This is a genomic window from Pseudoalteromonas sp. SR45-5, assembly GCF_014163565.1.
Lineage (GTDB): Bacteria > Pseudomonadota > Gammaproteobacteria > Enterobacterales > Alteromonadaceae > Pseudoalteromonas > Pseudoalteromonas distincta.
This window is the reverse complement of record NZ_JACJDN010000600.1, coordinates 1-2,428: the sequence shown is the minus strand read 5'-3', so window position 1 is coordinate 2,428 and position 2,428 is coordinate 1. Positions and strand designations below refer to the sequence as shown.

The following is a 2,428-nucleotide window of genomic DNA, read 5'->3' as shown; positions in this document are numbered from 1 at the left end:
GTTAGAATACAGGCAGTACCTATGAGCATATATCACACCTATTTGTTACTGCTTTTAATTAGCCTTACGCCTTTGTGATCAGCAATAATCAGTGCAAGCACTTTGCAATTTCAATATAGTTTCACCATTTTTTATACTCTTAATGCAATTATTATATATTAGCTGGTGGCTTTATAGCAAAAGAACACATCATACTAAGTATTGCTATAATGCTAAACTTAGCAATAGAGTCAAATTAGAAAAAATAATCAGGGAAGTAGTGCAAATAGTAAAGTGGGAAGTGAGAAGTTTAGATAAAAAAAGAGCATTTATAAAAATGCTCTTTTGTAAGTTACGACTGCTTTGCTTTGGTCGGTTTAAAAAATAATACCAGTGCAATTATAAATGCTGAAACGCTACAAATTATAAATACGTTTTTCTCACCACCAGGTATATATTCCATAAATGAGGTAAAAAACTGACCCGAGAATACAGCCATCGTAAAGTACGATAAGTTACGGCCGCGTACTTTCACATCGCTGAGCTCTACCGTCATATGGTTTAAAAGCGGAATACTAAAACCAAATCCTATACCTATTAATATTGCGCCTAAAATTAAAGGTCGGGTGCTTACTTGTGTAAAACAAATATACGATAAACTAAACGCTAAAAAGGCAAATGCCAAAACCTTGGGCTCACCAAGCTTCTTTGTTATTTTAGGCATAAAGCCTGCAGTAACTACAGCCACTAAAGATATAAATGCGAGTAGTTGGCCTATTTGTGATTCGTCAAAGTTTTCCTCGTTCATTACGATGGGCAGTAACACAGTAGACGTAAAAAATATGGTCATCGCGAGTGTTGAAATTACATAAACGCTTTTTAACGAGAGGCCATTATTAGCTTTGTGGTGTAGATGTTCTGACACTTCATCGTTATTACTAGCCACTGAGTTTTTATTTGGCACAAACAATAAAAGCATAGCCAAAAATACCCACGCTATTAAATAAAGTGAAAATGGCAGCGCCCAAAATTGCGAGGCTAATAATCCACCTAAAAATAAAAATATAACACCGCCTAACTCTATCGCCATACCTTGTTTTGCAATCATGCCAAGGCGTGCTTCGCCTGTGTACCAATCAGAAATTAAAACCGTACAACTTGCCATAACCACTGCCGTTATACCGCCGAGTAAAAATCGATTAGCAAATACAAGCGTTGGGCCTTTTAAAAAGTAAGCACTGGCACCTTCAACCCCATATAAAAATAACCCAATTACTAAAAGTTTATAAGCGCCGTATTTATCAATTAATTTTCCTGCGAAGGGCGCAAACACCACAGCTCCTAACGATGGCAACGTAATTAAAAGTACGGTGTTATCGGTTATACCTAATCCTTGTGAAATACTTACTAAACCTGGCGCAAGTAGGGTTCCCACCATAATAGTTAAGCTGGCAATACACAGTAATGTAAAGCTACCCGCTGTTTTCAATGTATTCATTTTTACTCCTTAAGTTTTAAGCGATTACTTTTTAGCAAATGAATTAAAAATGCCACTTAGCAAAATAAATATAATGCTTACAGCAACAACGGCAGGCCATTGATAAAGTGCAAATGCCTTAACACCAACCATTGAGCCAACAGCGCCTCCAATGTAATAACCCAGCATGTAAATTCCATTTATGCGACTTTGCGCAGTGGGTTCAATACTAAAAACACGCACTTGGTTAGCCACTTGCGCACTAAATATGGCAAAGTCGATTAAAATAATACCAATAACCAACGACGCTAAACTGCCATTAAACAAACCTGTAATAGCAAAGCCGATTGCCGCAAGCGTAAGTGCAATCATAATTAGAGCTTTAGACCCTAGTTTGCTGACCCATTTACCCGATGACTTAGCGCCTATTACGCCAGCCAATGCTATTACACCAAATAAACCAGCTTGTTGAGCGTTGTAGTTAAATGGCTCATCACTAACATAAATTGCAAGTGTTGCCCAAAGCACATTAAATGATGCAAACCAAAATGCGCCCGAAAGTGTAAAATGCTGCAGTGATTTATGTTTAATAAACAACGCCAACGTACTTTTAATGAGAGGCCAATAACGCAAATTAGTGTGTGGCTTATTGCTAGGTAAAAACACGCGCAGTAATATACCAAATAATGCTGCGAGTACTGCCGACATTAAAAATACACTTCGCCAACCAAATTGCTCACCTACAAATCCACTTAACGTTCTTGAAAGTAAAATACCGATAGTTAAGCCCATCATTAATGTGCCTAACGTGGCACCTTTTTGCTCGCTCGATACAAGCGATGCTGCAAAGGGTATTAATTGCTGGGTTATATTGGCGCTTACACCAATTAAAAATACCGATATAAGTAATAAAGGTAAGTTAGGTGCAAGCATTGCTGCACTACAAGCCACTACTAATAAGCTCGACAAAAT

Annotated in this window: 2 protein-coding genes; both read right to left on the bottom strand. The window is 37.6% G+C overall.

Annotated features, from left to right (window positions below):
• Positions 1–331 precede the first annotated feature (331 nt).
• Positions 332–1,477, bottom strand: a complete 1,146-nt coding sequence (locus H5072_RS16980; RefSeq protein ID WP_182694208.1) for an MFS transporter — start codon at positions 1,475–1,477, stop codon at positions 332–334.
• 24 nt (positions 1,478–1,501) lie between these two features.
• A partial coding sequence (locus tag H5072_RS16975) for an MFS transporter (protein WP_182694207.1) occupies positions 1,502–2,428 on the bottom strand: 927 nt, incomplete at its 5' end.